Annotated in this window: 17 protein-coding genes; 8 read left to right on the top strand and 9 right to left on the bottom strand. The window is 63.6% G+C overall.

The annotated features are described in order from the left end of the window. Window positions 1-3 precede the first annotated feature (3 nt). Complete coding sequence (locus J7359_RS09755; RefSeq protein WP_209056442.1) at window positions 4-720, bottom strand: hypothetical protein; 717 nt, start codon at window positions 718-720, stop codon at window positions 4-6. 148 nt (window positions 721-868) lie between these two features. Between J7359_RS09755 and purB the strand changes: the two genes are divergently transcribed. From purB to gap, 4 genes are all read left to right on the top strand, one after another. After that, a complete protein-coding gene (gene purB / locus J7359_RS09750) occupies window positions 869-2,182 on the top strand; it encodes an adenylosuccinate lyase (RefSeq protein WP_209056441.1) in 1,314 nt (437 codons plus the stop codon). A gap of 87 nt (window positions 2,183-2,269) precedes the next feature. Further along, window positions 2,270-3,289: a FliG C-terminal domain-containing protein gene (locus tag J7359_RS09745; protein WP_209056440.1), complete on the top strand. Its 1,020-nt coding sequence runs from the start codon at window positions 2,270-2,272 to the stop codon at window positions 3,287-3,289. A gap of 62 nt (window positions 3,290-3,351) precedes the next feature. Further along, entirely contained in the window at window positions 3,352-3,495 is a 144-nt protein-coding gene (locus J7359_RS09740) for a hypothetical protein (protein WP_209056439.1), read from the top strand. Window positions 3,496-3,691: 196 nt separating this feature from the next. After that, complete coding sequence (gap, locus tag J7359_RS09735; protein WP_209056438.1) at window positions 3,692-4,693, top strand: type I glyceraldehyde-3-phosphate dehydrogenase; 1,002 nt, start codon at window positions 3,692-3,694, stop codon at window positions 4,691-4,693. A gap of 69 nt (window positions 4,694-4,762) precedes the next feature. Here gap and J7359_RS09730 read toward each other — a convergent pair whose 3' ends face one another. From J7359_RS09730 to J7359_RS09715, 4 genes are read right to left on the bottom strand one after another with little or no spacing between them, the layout of a single operon-like run. Further along, entirely contained in the window at window positions 4,763-5,566 is an 804-nt protein-coding gene (locus J7359_RS09730; RefSeq protein ID WP_209056437.1) for a hypothetical protein, read from the bottom strand. After that, window positions 5,559-7,115: an acyl-CoA synthetase gene (locus J7359_RS09725; protein ID WP_209056436.1), complete on the bottom strand. Its 1,557-nt coding sequence runs from the start codon at window positions 7,113-7,115 to the stop codon at window positions 5,559-5,561. Before J7359_RS09725 ends, J7359_RS09730 begins: the two co-directional genes overlap by 8 nt. Next, on the bottom strand, window positions 7,112-8,293 hold the full coding sequence (locus tag J7359_RS09720; RefSeq protein WP_209056435.1) for an acetyl-CoA acetyltransferase: 1,182 nt from the start codon (window positions 8,291-8,293) through the stop codon (window positions 7,112-7,114). Before J7359_RS09720 ends, J7359_RS09725 begins: the two co-directional genes overlap by 4 nt. Next, window positions 8,290-9,087, bottom strand: coding sequence for an IclR family transcriptional regulator (locus tag J7359_RS09715; RefSeq protein ID WP_247740304.1), 798 nt, complete (start codon window positions 9,085-9,087; stop codon window positions 8,290-8,292). Before J7359_RS09715 ends, J7359_RS09720 begins: the two co-directional genes overlap by 4 nt. A 133-nt stretch (window positions 9,088-9,220) precedes the next feature. On the opposite strand from J7359_RS09715, the gene J7359_RS09710 reads away from it, so the two are divergent. Genes J7359_RS09710 through J7359_RS09700 form a run of 3 tightly spaced genes read left to right on the top strand, consistent with a single transcriptional unit; the run spans window position 9,221 to window position 11,951 of the window. Then, complete coding sequence (locus tag J7359_RS09710) at window positions 9,221-10,201, top strand: DctP family TRAP transporter solute-binding subunit (protein WP_247740303.1); 981 nt, start codon at window positions 9,221-9,223, stop codon at window positions 10,199-10,201. Next, window positions 10,202-10,657, top strand: a complete 456-nt coding sequence (locus J7359_RS09705) for a TRAP transporter small permease (protein WP_209056434.1) — start codon at window positions 10,202-10,204, stop codon at window positions 10,655-10,657. Next, entirely contained in the window at window positions 10,650-11,951 is a 1,302-nt protein-coding gene (locus tag J7359_RS09700) for a TRAP transporter large permease (RefSeq protein WP_209056433.1), read from the top strand. The genes J7359_RS09705 and J7359_RS09700 overlap by 8 nt, the downstream gene beginning before the upstream one ends. Here J7359_RS09700 and J7359_RS09695 read toward each other — a convergent pair. From J7359_RS09695 to rplU, 4 genes are all read right to left on the bottom strand, one after another. Continuing rightward, window positions 11,948-12,934 (bottom strand): LLM class flavin-dependent oxidoreductase, encoded by a 987-nt coding sequence (locus J7359_RS09695; protein WP_209056481.1) that lies wholly within the window; start codon window positions 12,932-12,934, stop codon window positions 11,948-11,950. The genes J7359_RS09700 and J7359_RS09695 overlap by 4 nt on opposite strands. Before the next feature lie 121 nt (window positions 12,935-13,055). Then, window positions 13,056-13,598, bottom strand: coding sequence for a GNAT family N-acetyltransferase (locus J7359_RS09690; RefSeq protein WP_247740316.1), 543 nt, complete (start codon window positions 13,596-13,598; stop codon window positions 13,056-13,058). 132 nt (window positions 13,599-13,730) lie between these two features. Further along, window positions 13,731-14,003 carry a 50S ribosomal protein L27 gene (gene rpmA, locus J7359_RS09685; protein WP_209056431.1) on the bottom strand — a complete coding sequence of 91 codons (273 nt, stop codon included), beginning with the start codon at window positions 14,001-14,003 and terminating at the stop codon, window positions 13,731-13,733. A 12-nt stretch (window positions 14,004-14,015) separates the two neighbouring features. Next, window positions 14,016-14,429: a 50S ribosomal protein L21 gene (gene rplU / locus J7359_RS09680; RefSeq protein WP_209056430.1), complete on the bottom strand. Its 414-nt coding sequence runs from the start codon at window positions 14,427-14,429 to the stop codon at window positions 14,016-14,018. Window positions 14,430-14,704: 275 nt separating this feature from the next. Here rplU and J7359_RS09675 point away from each other — a divergent pair, with 275 nt between their 5' ends. Next, complete coding sequence (locus J7359_RS09675) at window positions 14,705-15,679, top strand: putative zinc-binding metallopeptidase (protein ID WP_209056429.1); 975 nt, start codon at window positions 14,705-14,707, stop codon at window positions 15,677-15,679. Window positions 15,680-15,683 lie beyond the last annotated feature (4 nt).

The raw sequence follows: 15,683 nt of genomic DNA, 5'->3' as shown, positions 1-15,683 counted from the left end.
TGCTCACAAGCGGTGGGTGCGATCCTGGGCAGAGGTCCGTGGCGCGGCGGCATCACGCGGATCGTCTGGCCGATCGCGACGCAGAAGGCCGGAAACCTGATCGGCGGCCGCCGCGAAATCGCCGACGATGCCGCTGGCCTGCCCCGCGACGCTGCGAAAACCGTGAAATGCACCGATCAGGGAACTGACCAACCCCTCCAGACTGCCCGACAGGTTGTCCGCGGTGTCTGTCAGGTCCCGGGCGATGTTGCCCCGGCTTCGCGCGGCCTTTGCACGCTGCCGCGCGGCGATCTTCTGGTCGTCTCGTGCACGGGCCCGGACACGCTGTCGCATCCGTTCCTGTTCGACCTCGTCCATCTCGGCAAAGCGCGGCGCGACTGCAGGCTGCATACGCTGTTGACGCATCAGTTCGACTTTCGAGGGTTTGTCGGTCCCCGCAATCCGCCGCGCGGCAAGGACCGCACCAGCGGTCAGCCCGGCCACGCCGACTGCAACACCACCCCAAACGATCATGCGACTGGCAAGCGAGGGCGCGGGATAGGCCGCACGACCGTCAAGCGACATCGGCGCAGACGGGATCACCCGGCTGGAGCGCATCGGGCGGTGCGGATAGGGACTTGCGGTCTTGTGACCCTTCGGCACCGGGCGCGGACCAAAACGGGTCTGGCTGGTGCGGTCTGCCTCGGTCAGGCCATGGACATCATCGTCGCGGGAATGCATTCGTATCGCCTCCGGAAATTGGCGTTGGATTGTTTACAAAACCGCCAGCACCACGGAATGTTCCCTGATCAACCCGCTTTCCATGCAAGAAATCTTGCCCCTGCGGCACGGCAGGGCTATGCCCCTGCCGACGACCAAGGAGCCAGCCATGATCCCTCGCTATGCCCGCCCGGAAATGACCGCGATCTGGTCACCCGAGACCAAGTTTCGCATCTGGTACGAGATCGAGGCCCATGCCTGCGACGCTCAGGCCGATCTGGGCGTGATCCCGCGCGAAAATGCGGATGCTGTCTGGCGTGCCAAGGACGTCGAATTCGACGTCGCCCGTATCGACGAGATCGAAGCGGTGACCAAGCATGACGTCATCGCCTTCCTGACCCATCTGGCCGAACATATCGGCAGCGACGAGGCGCGTTTCGTGCATCAGGGAATGACCAGCAGCGACGTTCTGGACACGACCCTGAATGTCCAGCTTGTCCGCGCCGCCGACATCCTGCTGGCCGACATGGACAGGGTTCTGGACGCACTGAAACGTCGCGCCTACGAACACAAGGACACCGTCCGGATCGGACGCAGCCACGGCATCCATGCCGAACCTACGACGATGGGCCTGACCTTCGCCCGCTTCTACGCCGAAATGGCACGCGGCAAGGCGCGTCTGGAACGTGCGCGCGATGAGGTCGCCACCGGCGCGATCAGCGGCGCCGTGGGCACCTTCGCCAATATCGACCCGGCGGTCGAGGAACATGTCTGCGCCAGGATGGGACTGCGCCCGGAACCGATCAGCACCCAGGTCATTCCGCGCGACCGGCACGCGATGTTCTTTGCCACGCTTGGCGTGATCGCCTCGTCAATGGAAAACATCGCTACCGAAATCCGCCACATGCAGCGGACAGAAGTGCTTGAGGCCGAGGAATTTTTCAGCCCGGGCCAGAAGGGTTCGTCGGCGATGCCGCACAAGCGCAACCCGGTCCTGACCGAGAACCTGACAGGGCTTGCGCGGCTTGTGCGGATGACGGTGGTGCCGGCGATGGAAAACGTGACGCTGTGGCACGAACGCGATATCAGCCATTCCTCGGTCGAACGCGGGATTGCGCCGGATGCGACGATCACGCTGGATTTCGCACTGAACCGGCTGGCGGGCGTGATCGAAAAGCTGGTCGTCTATCCCGACACGATGCTGGCCAACATGAACAAGTTCAAAGGCCTGGTGATGTCGCAGCGCGTGCTGCTGGCGCTGACACAGGTTGGCGTCTCACGCGAGGACGCCTATCGGCTGGTGCAACGAAACGCCATGAAGGTGTGGGAACAAGGCAAGGATTTCAAAGAAGAATTGCTGACCGACGCGGAAGTGACGGCGGCATTGTCGCCCGCCCAGATCGAAGAAAAATTCGACCTTGGCTATCACACCAAGAACGTTGATCGGATCTTTTCGCGGGTGTTCGATTCAAATCCCCTGTAATTTTTCGTACCGGGTAATCCCGCGTTAGGGTTCCTCTGCCAGATTGCCCCGATATCGCGCGACGCAACGCAGGATCGGGGGATCACGATGAACACGCAGACCGGGCTCAGCCAGCGGCAGAAGGCGGCGGTGATCGTGCGGCTTTTGCTGGACGACGAGGACGCGGTCAGCCTGTCGCGGCTGGACAGCGGTTCCCAGACCCTGCTTGCGGAAGAAATGGCGGGGATGGAACTTGTCGACCGCCAGACCCGCGATGCGGTCATCACCGAATTCTGCGACCGGCTGGAATCCGTCGGCCTGACCTTTCCCGGCGATCTGGATGGCACCCTGGCGATGCTGGGCGGCAGACTGTCCGAGGATAGCACCGACAGGCTGCGTCGCATGGCCGCGATGTCGGGAAAAGGCGACCCCTGGCTTCGCGTCGCGGGCCTGCCAAAGGACGACATCCTCGCGCTGGCGAATTCCGAAGCGATCGAGATCGTGGCACTGATGCTGTCGAAACTGCCGGTCGGACGGGCCTCGGACGTGTTCACGGCACTGCCCCGCGATCGTGCCCGCGCCGTGGCGCGGGCCATGTCGCTGACATCGGGGGTCACGCCACAGGCGCTGCAGCGTGTCGGGCTGATCCTGCTTCGGGCCGCCGACGCGCTGCCCCGCCCGGCCATCGACACACCGGCAGCAGACCGGGTCGGCGCGATTCTGAACTTTGCCACGGCCGATCTGCGCGACGATGTGTTGCAGTCGCTGGAACGCGAGGATTCGGGCTTTGCCGTGGGTGTCCGCAAGGCGATCTTCATCTTCAGCCATATTCCGGAACGTATCGAAAGCCGCGATGTCGCGCGGATCGTGCGCGAGGTGGAACAACCCGTGCTTCTGCGGGCACTGTCCGCACCCGATCCAACCGATGCCGCGGCCGCGGAATTCATCCTGTCGAACCTGTCCCAGCGGATGGCCGATGGCCTGCGCGAGGAAATGGAAGAGATGGGCAAGGTCCGCGCCCGCGATATCGAGGACGCCAAGACCGAGGTGATCACGGCGATCCGCCGCCTTGAAGAACAGGGCGAGCTGACCCTGATCCTTCCGCTGGACGAGGATGACGACACCTGACGGGGTTCTGATCACTTGTCAGCACGCGCCACCCGGCTGATAAGCGTCGCCATGAGGTGTTCATGACCAATCGCATCGCTATCGCCCTGGCCGTTCTGATCATCGTGCTGCTGCTGGCCGATCGGCTGTGGCTGCATCTGGACCTGCCGGTCATGGCGGGCAGGATGCTGGTCGAGTCGGTCGATTATCTCAGCTTCTGGCGCTGAACCAAATCGGTTCCACCGCTCTGTACGCACCAGTCGCTGGTGGTTGGTCAGGACCGGGGCTGACACATATCGCAGCGCTAGGCACATCCGCGGGGCATGACCCGCTTTTCGCGGCGTGCCGGTCAACGGGTATTTGCATCGGCCCGGCAGCCACGCTAGAGCATGGCGCAACGTCATCTGGTCGGGAGAGAGAACCATGGCTGTCAAAGTCGCCATCAACGGTTTCGGTCGCATCGGGCGCAACGTGCTGCGCGGTATCATCGAATCGGGACGCACCGATATCGAGGTGGTCGCGATCAATGATCTGGGCCCGGTCGAAACCAACGCCCATCTGCTGCGCTATGACAGCGTGCATGGCCGCTTTCCCGCAACGGTGACGGTGAATGGCGACACGATCGATGTCGGTCGCGGCCCGATCAAGGTCACGGCGATCCGCAATCCTGCAGACCTGCCCTGGGGCGATGTCGATGTCATCATGGAATGCACCGGCATCTTCACCTCGAAGGAAAAATGCCAGCCGCATCTGCAGACCGGCGCCAAGCGCGTGCTGATCTCGGCACCCGGGGATGGTGCTGACAAAACCATCGTGTTCGGCGTCAACGACGACACGCTGACCGCGGATGACCTGGTCGTGTCGAATGCAAGCTGCACCACGAACTGCCTGTCGCCTGTGGCCAAGGTTCTGAACGACGCCATCGGGATCGATCGCGGCTTCATGACCACCATCCACAGCTATACCGGCGACCAGCCGACGCTGGATACGATGCACAAGGACCTGTATCGCGCCCGCGCCGCAGCCCTGTCGATGATCCCGACCTCGACCGGTGCGGCGAAGGCGGTCGGCCTGGTGCTTCCCGAACTGAAGGGTCGTCTGGACGGCGTCGCGATCCGCGTGCCGACGCCCAATGTGTCGGTTGTCGATCTGACCTTCGAAGCCAAGCGCGACACCTCGGTCGAGGAAATCAACGCGGCGATCAAGACCGCCGCTGACGGCACGCTGAAAGGCATCCTTGGCTATACCGAGGAACAGCTGGTCTCGACCGATTTCAACCATGACCCGCATTCGTCGATCTTCCACATGGACCAGACCAAGGTCATGGAGGGCAAGCTGTGCCGCATCCTGACCTGGTATGACAATGAATGGGGCTTCTCGAACCGGATGGCGGATACCGCGGTGGCGATGGGCAAGCTGATCTGACCGACGCCCGAATTCCTGCAACGGCCGGCAGCGCGAAAGCCCTGCCGGCCGTTCCTGCTTGCCGACCTGTCAGGACTTCAGCAGGATCAGTTCGGCAGTCACGCAGACCGGGTTTTGCGTCAGCGACAGCTTGCCGCCCGCCCTTGCGCCGCCGATCCCCACGATATCGATCTCTGCCCGTGCATCGCGCCGGTCGATCCAGCCGTCGCGGACCAGAAATTCGCTCGCGTGGCTGTCAAGAACTTCGCCGTTGTCGAATCGCGCCGTGTTCAGGCTGCCCAAACCGGCCAGTCGGGCATGTTCCCAGCCAAGCCGATCCATCGCCTCGCGCAGCCCTTCGGCCAGTTCGACATGGGGTGCGATGCGCAACAACGCCGCCTCGGGCCGGTCCACGGGCATGCCCCGCGGCTTGAACAGGGTGAACGCGGTCTCGGCGTCGGGCCCTGCCTCGAAAACCGCGTCACCGAACAACCATGCCTCGGCCTGGACAGGATGGGTCAGGACGGTGTCTTCCAGCAGCAGATGTCCCATCGCCTTGTCCCACAGCCCATGACAATGGCCAAAGGCGCGACCGTCGCGGCGCCCCCAGACAATCCCTGCGCGATGGATGACCGCATCCGTCAGATCATGCGGCGCGGAATACCACGCCCCATGCACCCCGTCGCGGGATCGGTCGGGCAGCACGAAGCGCAGATCGCCGCGCCCGCCATGAAGGGTGATCCACGCACTGTCGGCGCCGTCCAGCGCGCCGAGGATCGCGTCATGGATCGGTATATCCGCCGCCAGGGCAATCTGAAGCCGTTCCACGCGGGTGGGTGCCAGCATCAGACGCGGCCCGTCGGCGGCACCGGGATGGCACAGCGTTTCAGCCATTTTCGGTCAATGCCTCGCGCCGTATCAGTTCTTCGCGCACCAGCTTCTTGGTGATCTTGCCGTAACCCGACTTCGGCAGACCATCCCAGAACAGGATGCGTTTGGGCAGCTTGTAGCGCGCTATTCTGGGGGCAAGCCATGCCGCAAGATCGGGCCGTGTTCCGGCGCGGGTGACGCAGATCGCCACGCCGACCTCGCCCCATGTCGGGTCGGGCATGCCGATCACGGCACATTCGGCGACCTCGGGATGCAGCAACAGCTTTTCCTCGATCTCGCGCGGATGGATGTTGGAGCCGCCCGAAATGAACATGTCGCTTTCGCGCCCGGTCAGGTAGAAGAAGCCGCGCTGATCCATGTGACCCAGATCGCCGGTGCGGAACCAACCATCGCGGAAGGCCTTGGCGTTCGCCTTGGGGTCGTTCCAGTAGCCTGCGAAGACCGCGCCCCCGGTCACGCAAAGTTCGCCCGTCTGGCCTGCGGGCAAGGGCTGGCCGGCTTCATCCTGAATTTCGATCTGTATGCCGGTGCGGGGGTATCCGCAACTGCCCTGCAACCCCCAGCCATCGGCGGGGTCATGAAGACGCGCCGGCAGCACGGTGATGCAGCCCGTAACTTCGCCCAGCCCGAAATACTGGACCAGCACGGGGCCCAGCTTTTTCAGGGCGCGAACCTGATCGGCGCGATACATCGGCGCACCCGCATAGATGACATGGCGCAGGCTGGAATGATCGTACTGATCGACGGCGGGATGTTCGGTCAGCAGCTTCACGATGGTCGGCACGGTGAACATGTTGCTGATCCGATATTCCGCCACCAGACGCCAGATTTCTGCCGGATCAAAAGGGCCATCGGGCATGATCGTCGGCACGCCCCGCGCCACCTGCAGCATCTGATGGATCCCGGCGCCGTGGCTGAGCGGCGCGACGACCAGCGAGGCGTCACCCTCGGTGGTGCCTGGGATCAGGTCGGCGAGATGATTGGCGATCACGAACCCCATCTGCCCATGGGTCAGCACCGCAGCCTTCGGCCTGCCCGTCGAGCCCGAGGTGAAGAACAGCCAGGCCGGATCGTCCCGGTCCACATCGAACGCGCGCAGGGGCGTGTCATCCTGCACTGACAATAGCGTCTCGATGTCGGGTCCGAAATCCGCCTTGCCGATCGCCAGGGTCGGCAGACCGCAGATCGCGGCGTGATCGGGGAATTCAGCCTCGCAGATCAGCAGCTTCGGCTGCGACAATTCTGCCATCCAGCGCAGATCGTCCGGCGAGCCGCGAAAATTCGCGGGCACCCAGATCGCGCCCAGTTTCAGGCAGGCCCAAAGGCTTTCCCACATCTGATTGTTGTTGGACGACTGCACCAGAATCCGGTCGCCCTTGCAGATACCATAGTCACGGGCCAGCAGGCGCGCCATTGCATCCACCCGCGCCAGCATCCGCGCCCATGTCCAGCGCCCGTCACCCCAGATCATCGCAGGATTTTCGGGCAGCCGCCGGGCCGTCTGATCCAGCAGATGTCCCAGATTCATCGTGCGGGTCGAACAGGGCGTCATTTCACCCTCTCAAGGATCGAGACATAGTTCGCGACAGCGGCACCGCCCATGTTGAAGACCCCGGCAAGACTGGCACCGGGGATCTGCATGCCGCCGGCCTCGCCGGTCAACTGCATCGCCGCCATGACATGCTGCGAGACACCGGTCGCGCCGATCGGATGTCCGCGCGATTTCAGCCCGCCCGACGGGTTCACCGGCAACCGGCCGCCGCGCGCGCTGATCCCGTCTGCGATGATCCTGCCGCCCTGCCCCGGTTCGGCCAGCCCCATAGCCTCGTATTCCAGCAGCTCCGCGATGGTGAAACAGTCATGGGTTTCCACCAGCGACAGATCGTCCAGCATGACGCCAGCCTGCTTCAACCCCTGTGCCCATGCCTTTCGCGCACCTGAAAATTCCAGAATGTCGCGACGCGACAGGGGCAGATAGTCGTTTGCCTGACGCTGCGCCCGGAACGCGATGGCACGCGGGCTTTCGATATCGGGATGCGCGATCACCAGCGCCGCCGCCCCGTCCGAGACAAGCGAGCAATCGGTCCGCCGCAGCGGTCCCGCCGCAATCGGGTTCCTGTCGCTGACCGTATTGCAGAAATCGAAACCCACATCCTTCTGCATATGCGCGAAAGGGTTCAGCGCGCCGTTCGCGTGGTTTTTGGCCGCGATCATCGCCAGTTCGCGCGACGCGTCGCCATGGCGCTGGAAATAGCTGTTGGCGATTCCCCCGAACACGCCCGCGAACCCGCCCGGCGTATCGCCTTCCTCGGCGCGGTAACTTGCACCCAGAAGAATGTCGCCGATCTCGGCTCCGGGGGTCGCGGTCATCTTCTCGGCCCCAACGACCAATGCAATGCGCCCGCGTCCCGACCCGATGAAATCCAGTGCGGCAGTGATTGCGGCCGATCCGGTGGCGCAGGCGTTTTCCAGGCGCACCGCAGGCACATGGTGCAGGCCATCATGGCCCAGTGCGACCAATGCGGCCTCGAAGCCCTGCTTCTGGAAGCCGCCGTTATAGACACCGACAAAAATGCCCTCGACCTGATCGGCAGGGATGCCCGCATGATCCAGCGCAGCGCCCGTCACCTCGGCCATCAGGGCTTCGACGTCCTGTGCGTCCGATTTGCCAAAGCGCGTATGGGCCCAGCCAATGATGCGGCCTTCCGGCGCAGGGGGCAGATCCGTCATGTCTTCCTCGCAAGCAGGTGGGTCAGTTCAGTTTCGATCCGGGACGCCTCGGCCCGTAACAGGGCGGCCATCTCGGCTTGGCGGGGAGGCGTCAGGCGCTGGTCGATCGCGGCCAGCGACAGCGCGCCCGCGATTGTCCCCAGCGGGTGACGGATCGGCACGCCGACGCCCCAGCTGCCCGCGACGATCAGGCCGGGATTCAGCGCGTAACCATGGGTGCGGGCGTTCGCGATGGCGGTCCGCAAAACCTGCGGGTCATAGGCATCATAGCGCGGCGCGGACAGAAGTGGCGCCAGATCGTCAAGAAGCCCGCCAATTTCGTCGTCAGGCAATCCCGCAAGGATGGCCAGCGATCCCGCCCCGATCCCCAGCGGATGTTCGTCGCCTGGTTGCAGCGCGTGCGTCCGAACCGGATAGCTGCCTTCTTCGCGCAGCAGGCAGACCGCGTGCAGACCGCGTCGGACGGTCAGAAAGCAGGTGTCGCCGCTGAGCCGCGCGACGCGGATCAACGCAGGCTGCGCTATGCGCAACAGGCCAAAGCGCGGCGCGGCCAGCATACCGGTCACATAGGTCTCGGGCCCCGGAAAATATCTGCGTGTAGCGAGATCCTGTTCCACCAATCCTTCGCGGATCAGCGCGACCAGAATCCGCCGCAGCGTGGGCTTGGCAAGGCTGGTCGCGTCGGCCAGGTCAGCCAGGGACAACCCGGTTTCGGTTGCGCGACCGATCCGGCGCCAGACCGCCACCGCGCGTCCGATGCTTTGCGTGCCTTGTTCGATGATGCTTTCCATCATGTGGAACCGAATTCTCCCGCCGCCCTCAGAAAGCCGCCGATTCTTATTGCATGGCTATTCTTCATCCGTAAACATGCCAACGACAAAAGCGGCCGGCGTGCCGCATTGTGGAATGGGAGGAGAAACCATGTTCATGAAGCTGGCTCTTGGGCTGACCACCGCACTTGCGCTGTGCCTGCCCGCCGCGTCCGAAACCCTGCGTCTGTCGCACAATACGGGCGACACGACCACCTGGCAGAAGGGGGCCGACAAGTTCGGCGAACTTCTGGAACAGGAAACCGGCGGCGATTATGATATTCGGGTCTTTCCCAACGCCCAGCTTTCCGGTGGCGACCAGATGAAGCAGGCCGAGATGACGGGCCGCGGGGCCATCGACCTGGTGCTGACATCGGCCATCAACGTCACCCCGCTGGCGCCCGAAATGGCCGCTTTCTCGCTGCCCTATCTGTATCCGGACTATGATGCGGTGGATCGCACCACGCAGGGCGCGGCTGGCGAGAAGATGGAAGAAATCATGGCGGGCCACGGCATCCATGTCCTGGCCTGGGGCGAGAACGGGTTCCGCGAAGTCACCAATTCCAAGCATCCGATCACCTCGCCCGATGACATGAAGGGCCTGAAGATGCGGGTCGCGGGGCCCATGTATATCGACGTCATGAATGATCTGGGGGCCAACCCGCAGCAGATGCAGTGGTCCGAGACGTTCCCCGCGCTTCAGCAGGGCGTCGTGGACGGACAGGAAAATCCGATCGGCGCAGTGATCATTCCGCAGCGGGTCTATGAGGTCCAGAAATACATCACGCCGTGGCACTACAGCTATGATCCGCTGTTCCTGGGCATCAGCAAGGACAAGTGGGATTCGCTGGACGACGAGACCAAGGCCAAGTTCCAGAAGGCCGCGGACGAGGCGATGGCCTATCAGATCCAGATCAGCCGCGAAGCCACCGCAAGCGGGCTGGAGTTCCTGAAGGAACAGGGCATGGAGGTTCACGAGCCGACCGCCGACGAACTGGCCGCGTTCCGCGAGGCGACCAAGCCCAGCTTTGACAAATGGTCGAACCAGATCGGCGCCGATATCGTGAAACTGTTCACAGACGAAGCGAACGCGCAGTAGATGCGCCTGCTGGATCAGTTCGAAAAGGCCGTTTGCGCGGTGTTGCTGCTGGCGATGACGGGGCTTGGTTTCGCCAATGTCGTTGTACGCTATGGCACCAACCATTCGCTGGCCGCGACCGAGGAACTGCTGACCGGCGGTTTCGTGTTGCTGACCGTGTTCGGTGCGGCGATTGCAGCACGCCGCGGGCAGCATCTTGCCGTCGAACTGATCACCGATATGTTGCCTGCCGCGTTGCGGCGGGCAGTCATCGTGCTGGCCACGCTGCTGTCGGCCGCGCTGCTGGCGGCTTCGGTCTGGTTCTGCTGGCAACTTGTGCTGAACCAGATGGGCACGGGGATGCGCAGCTATGGGCTGGGGCTGCCGCTGTGGTGGTATTCCGCCGCGCTGCCGCTTGGCTTTGCGCTGGTGCTGATCCGTTTCGTTCAGGCTGCGTTGCGGGGCCCTGATGCCTGAGATCGGTGCCGGCAGCATGATGGTCGGGCTGTTCTTCCTGCTGCTGGTGCTGCGCGTGCCGGTTGCCTTCGCGCTTGGCCTGTCGGCGCTTGCCGCGATGTGGCAACTGGGCTTCGGCCTCGATCTTGTGGGCGACCTGCTGACGGCAGGGATCGGGAAATTCTCGCTGCTGGCGATCCCGTTCTTCATTCTGGCCGGCAACCTGATGGGACGGCTGGGGATCGCCGACCGGATGATCCGCTTCTTCCGGGTGCTGGTCGGCGGACTGCCGGGCGGCATGGGTCTGGTCGGAACGGTGGTCTGCCTGTTCTGGGGCGCTGTCAGCGGATCGGGTCCGGCGTCGGTCGCGGCCATCGGTCCGATGATCGTCCGCTCGATGGAAGAGGACGGGTATTCCCGCGCCTTTGCCGCGGGTCTTGTCAGCACAGGCGCGGCCATGTCGATCGTGATTCCGCCCTCGATCGGGTTGGTGATCTATGGGGTTCTGGCCGAAACCTCGATCGCGGACCTGTTCATCGCCGCGATCCTGCCTGGCATCCTGTGCGGAGCACTGATGCTGTGCGCCCTGCCCTTCGGTCGCGTGCGGAACGCGACCGCAACCCGCGCGCTTAGCCCCAATCCCTATCCGGGCATGTCCTATGCGCGGGCACTGGGCCGATCCTTTATCGACAGTTTCTGGGGGCTGATGACACCTGTCGTGATCCTTGGCGGGATCTATTCGGGGATATTCACCCCGACCGAGGCCGCCATCGTCGCCTCGGTTTATGCGCTGGCGGTGGGCGGCCTGATCTATCGCACGCTGACGATCCGTGGCCTGTATGAATGCCTGGCCGACAGCGCGGCGGGATCGTCGGTGGTGATGCTGGTCGTCGCCTATGCCGGGCTTTTCGGCTGGGTCGTGACCGTGGACGACCTCATCGGCCGCTACTCTGGCGCGCTGCTGGGGCTGTCGTCGAACCAGTGGGTGATCCTTGCGGTGATCATGCTGGTAGTACTGATTGCCGGCATGTTCATGGACGCGGTCACGATCATGTTCATCTGCCTGCCGATCTTCCTGCCGGTCATGCGCGAACTGGCCTGGGATCCGGTCTGGTTCGGAGTGCTGATCATGGTCAATCTGGCGATCGGACTGATCACACCGCCGGTGGGGATCAATCTTTACGTCGCGGCGAACATCACCCGGCTGCCGCTGGAAAAGGTCGCGCGGGGGGCCTTGCCCTTCCTGGTGACCAGCGTCATCGGCCTGATCCTGATCGCGGCGTTTCCGGGGCTGACACGGCTGATGCTGCCCTAGGCGGGCAGCGACTGCATCACCTCGGCTGCGATCTGAAAGCTGCGCAATCGCGCGGCGTGATCGTGGATCTGCCCCGTCAGGATGACCTCGTCGGGATTATGCGCATCAATCAGCGCGGCTAGCTGATCCCTGACCTGCGCCTTGCCTCCCACCGCGCTGACCCGCAGCGCCTGATCCACTGCGCGGCGCATCTGCGGCCCGATCTCGCCGTCCAGATCGCGCGTCGGACGTGGAAGCTTGCCGGGCAAGCCGGTGCGCAGCCGCGCGAAGGCAAGCTGCATCGTGGTGCGAAGATGATGCGCCTCGTCTGCGTCGTCGGCCGCGAAAACGTTGATCGCGATCATCGCATGCGGCTTTTGGCCCCAAGGCGAGGGGCGGAACCGGTCGCGATAGATCGCCAGAGCCCGTTCCAGATCATTCGGCGCGAAATGGCTGGCGAAGGCATAGGGCAGGCCCAGATGGGCCGCCAACTGGGCGCCGAACAGGCTGCTGCCAAGAATCCAGACGGGAACCTGCGTCCCCTCGCCCGGCAGAGCGCGCACCGCGGCACCGTCACGCGCAGGCCCCAGGTAATCCAGCAATTCGACGACATCATTGGGAAAACTGTCGGCCATCGGATCACGGCGCAGAGCTTGGATCACCGCGCCGTCACCGCCGGGGGCACGGCCCAGTCCCAGATCGATGCGATCCGGAAACACCGTGGCCAAGGTCCCGAACGCCTCGGCCACGGTCAGGGGCGCGTGGTTTGGCAGCATGATCCCGCCCGCACCCACCCGCATGGTGCGGGTCGCCTGCGCGACAAGCCCGATCAGGACGGCGGTCGCCGAACTGGCAATACCCGGCATGTTGTGATGCTCGGCCATCCAGAACCGGTGATAGCCCCAGCCTTCGGCCTTGCGCGCCAGATCAAGGGTGTTGCTGATCGCGTCACCGGCGTCGAAACCTTCGGGGACCGGCGCCAGATCGAGAAGGGAATAAGGAATGCTCATGAAACCGAGTTAGGTGTCGCGCGACGAAATGCAATCACCGGAATTGCAGTTTCTGCATCGCGCGACGCATCCGGCCCAGATCTTGCCGGATCGGCGCCTGCACGCCCCGGTTGCCTCAGCCCATTTTCCGCAGATAGGTCCAGGTCGCCACCCGCGCGCCGCGCGCGACCGACCAGCTTTCGGCGTCGCCCAGATAGACGAATCCACAATTGGTCAGCACGCGCGCCGAGCCGGGATTGTCCTGGAATGCCTCGGCGAACAAGGTGCGCGATCCGTGCGGGTTGGCGGCAACCAGCGCCTCGACCGCCTCGGTCGCGAATCCGGTGTTCCAGAATCCCGCGCCGATCCAGAAGCCAAGTTCGGACTGGTCGCCCTCCATCCGCGTCAGCGAGACGACACCCAACAGTTCGGCCAGACGATGTGCCGACCCGTCGATCGCCCAGACATCCTCGCTGCGATCCGCAGCCAGCGCACGCGCGACAAATCCTTCCGCCGCGCCCGGCGGCAGAGGATGCGGAATGGCCCGCGTCCCCTCGGCCACGCGGCGATCCGAGGTGTAATGTGCGATCATCCCGGCATCCGAGGGTCGCAGGGGCCGCAACACGAAACGCTCGGTCTCGATGACGGGCTGGTTCAGGGTGATGACATCGGGCTTCAGATCATCCAATCGCGTGCCCTCCCGCATCGGTGCAGACATAACCATTTTCCCTCCCCCGGAAAACAGGACCTGAAAACAGGTCGGGGGACCGGCTTTCGCCGATCCCCCTAACATCGAAATGTTAAATTCGGGTTACTCGGCGGCTTCGAGACTCGCGGGAATCACCGAAATGAAGGTGCGCCCTTTCAGGCCCTTCTTGAAGGTCACATGACCGTCGGTCAGCGCGAACAGGGTGTGATCCTTGCCCATGCCGACATTGTCGCCCGGCCACCACTTGGTGCCGCGCTGACGCACGATGATGTTACCGGCGGTCGCTTCCTGACCGCCATACAGTTTGACGCCGAGACGGCGACCAGCCGAATCGCGACCGTTGCGGGACGAACCGCCTGCTTTCTTGTGTGCCATGGGTCAGTCTCCTTACGCTTCGACGGCGTCTTTCGCCGGTTTCTTGGCCTTGGCGGGCTTGGCCGCGGCCTCATCCTTGGTGCGGGCGCCGACGGCGGTCTTCACACCGGTCTTGTCCGCACCCTTGTCCAGCACGTCCGTGACGCGCAGCAAGGTCAGTTGCTGGCGATGACCACGCGTACGCTGCGAGCTGTGCTTGCGGCGGCGCTTGACGTAGGTGATGACCTTGTCAGCCTTGATCTGGTCGATCACTTCGGCCTGCACGCAAGCACCCTCGACCAGCGGCGCGCCCAGGGACGAACCCACCATCAGAATTTCATTGAACTGGACTTTTTCACCAGCGGCAGCATTCAGCTTTTCAACGCGCAGGACGTCGCCCGCCTGCACCTTGTATTGCTTGCCGCCCGTCTTCAGAACCGCGAACATCGCTTCGTTTCCTTCGTTCTCCGCGTCCTTCGGCCCCGGTGCAGACCGGCGTCATGGGATGATCCCGCCTTCGGACAGCGCATCCCGCGCATCGGGATGTCATTTCAAAAACAATGACCGGTCACAGGCGGTCGCCCGACCGGTCGCGTGCATATGGCCGATCATGCGCCGCAAGTCAAGCGACCGGACCGATCGGACTGACGTCATTGCGGCGCCGAACGGAACCCTGCAACAGATCAGGGCATTTCCTGCTGCGAGATTCAAGGACGAGGAACATGAGAAGCTTTTTCTGCCCAGCCTGCAAGGCGCCTGTCTACTTCGACAATCTTGTCTGCAATTGCGGTGAGGCATTGTTTTACGAGCCAGAGGCCCGCGCGATGTGGAACGTCGCGGCACCTTGCGCCAATCGCGACACGATCGGCTGCAACTGGGTCGCGATCCCCAACGGACCGCTTTGCCGGTCCTGCGCGATGTCAGATGTGGTGCCGGCGCTGAATATCGGTGACAACCGCGGCCTTCTGACACGGGCCGAAGGCGCAAAACGACGGATGCTCGCCAACCTGTCGAACTGGAACTGGTTCAACGACGCCGATCGCGGGCCAAGGCCGCGCTTTCTCATGCTGTCCGAAGACGCCGGGGGCGCGCGGACCGAACAGATCGTGATGGGTCACGCCAATGGCGACATCACCATAAACGTGACCGAAGCCGACGCCCTGACCCGCCTGCAGCGCCAACAAAGCCTGGGCGAGGACTATCGCGCGATGATCGGACATTTCCGGCATGAAATGGCGCATTTCCTGTTCGACAGGCTTTCACAGGCAAATGGTTTCTCGGCCGCCTTCCGGGCCCTGTTCGGTGACGAACGCGCCGACTATGCTGCGGCGCTGGAACGTCACTATGCCGCGCCGTCGGCGCCGGGACAGACCCACATCACGGCTTATGCGACCGCGCATCCGCACGAAGACTGGGCGGAAACCGTGGCGCATCTTCTGCACCTTGTCGATATCACCGACAGCTTTGTGCATGCCGGGCTGACAATGCCGGGGATTCCCGCCGAATATTCAGCCTATCACGACCCCGATGCGAACCGTCTGCTGACGCTTGCGACGGCGGTCGTCATCGCGATCAACGACATCAATCGCGCACTGGACAAAGGCGATCTCTATCCGTTCATCCTGACGCCGAAGATCCGCGAGAAGATGATATTCGCCCATGACTGGCTGATGAACCATACGGCGCGCGGGGCGTGAACCG

The organism is Paracoccus sp. R12_2 (assembly GCF_017744015.1).
Lineage (GTDB): Bacteria > Pseudomonadota > Alphaproteobacteria > Rhodobacterales > Rhodobacteraceae > Paracoccus.
The sequence above is the reverse complement of the archived record's forward strand: the minus strand, read 5'-3'. Positions and strand labels throughout refer to the sequence as shown.

What these genes read in the sequence shown, in the direction of transcription:
- J7359_RS09755 (WP_209056442.1), bottom strand. Translation starts at nt 720, where the DNA reads ATGCATTCCCGCGACGATGATGTCCATGGCCTGACCGAGGCAGACCGC.
- purB (WP_209056441.1), top strand. Translation starts at nt 869, where the DNA reads ATGATCCCTCGCTATGCCCGCCCGGAAATGACCGCGATCTGGTCACCC.
- J7359_RS09745 (WP_209056440.1), top strand. Translation starts at nt 2,270, where the DNA reads ATGAACACGCAGACCGGGCTCAGCCAGCGGCAGAAGGCGGCGGTGATC.
- J7359_RS09740 (WP_209056439.1), top strand. Translation starts at nt 3,352, where the DNA reads ATGACCAATCGCATCGCTATCGCCCTGGCCGTTCTGATCATCGTGCTG.
- gap (WP_209056438.1), top strand. Translation starts at nt 3,692, where the DNA reads ATGGCTGTCAAAGTCGCCATCAACGGTTTCGGTCGCATCGGGCGCAAC.
- J7359_RS09730 (WP_209056437.1), bottom strand. Translation starts at nt 5,566, where the DNA reads ATGGCTGAAACGCTGTGCCATCCCGGTGCCGCCGACGGGCCGCGTCTG.
- J7359_RS09725 (WP_209056436.1), bottom strand. Translation starts at nt 7,115, where the DNA reads ATGACGCCCTGTTCGACCCGCACGATGAATCTGGGACATCTGCTGGAT.
- J7359_RS09720 (WP_209056435.1), bottom strand. Translation starts at nt 8,293, where the DNA reads ATGACGGATCTGCCCCCTGCGCCGGAAGGCCGCATCATTGGCTGGGCC.
- J7359_RS09715 (WP_247740304.1), bottom strand. Translation starts at nt 9,087, where the DNA reads ATGATGGAAAGCATCATCGAACAAGGCACGCAAAGCATCGGACGCGCG.
- J7359_RS09710 (WP_247740303.1), top strand. Translation starts at nt 9,221, where the DNA reads ATGAAGCTGGCTCTTGGGCTGACCACCGCACTTGCGCTGTGCCTGCCC.
- J7359_RS09705 (WP_209056434.1), top strand. Translation starts at nt 10,202, where the DNA reads ATGCGCCTGCTGGATCAGTTCGAAAAGGCCGTTTGCGCGGTGTTGCTG.
- J7359_RS09700 (WP_209056433.1), top strand. Translation starts at nt 10,650, where the DNA reads ATGCCTGAGATCGGTGCCGGCAGCATGATGGTCGGGCTGTTCTTCCTG.
- rpmA (WP_209056431.1), bottom strand. Translation starts at nt 14,003, where the DNA reads ATGGCACACAAGAAAGCAGGCGGTTCGTCCCGCAACGGTCGCGATTCG.
- rplU (WP_209056430.1), bottom strand. Translation starts at nt 14,429, where the DNA reads ATGTTCGCGGTTCTGAAGACGGGCGGCAAGCAATACAAGGTGCAGGCG.
- J7359_RS09675 (WP_209056429.1), top strand. Translation starts at nt 14,705, where the DNA reads ATGAGAAGCTTTTTCTGCCCAGCCTGCAAGGCGCCTGTCTACTTCGAC.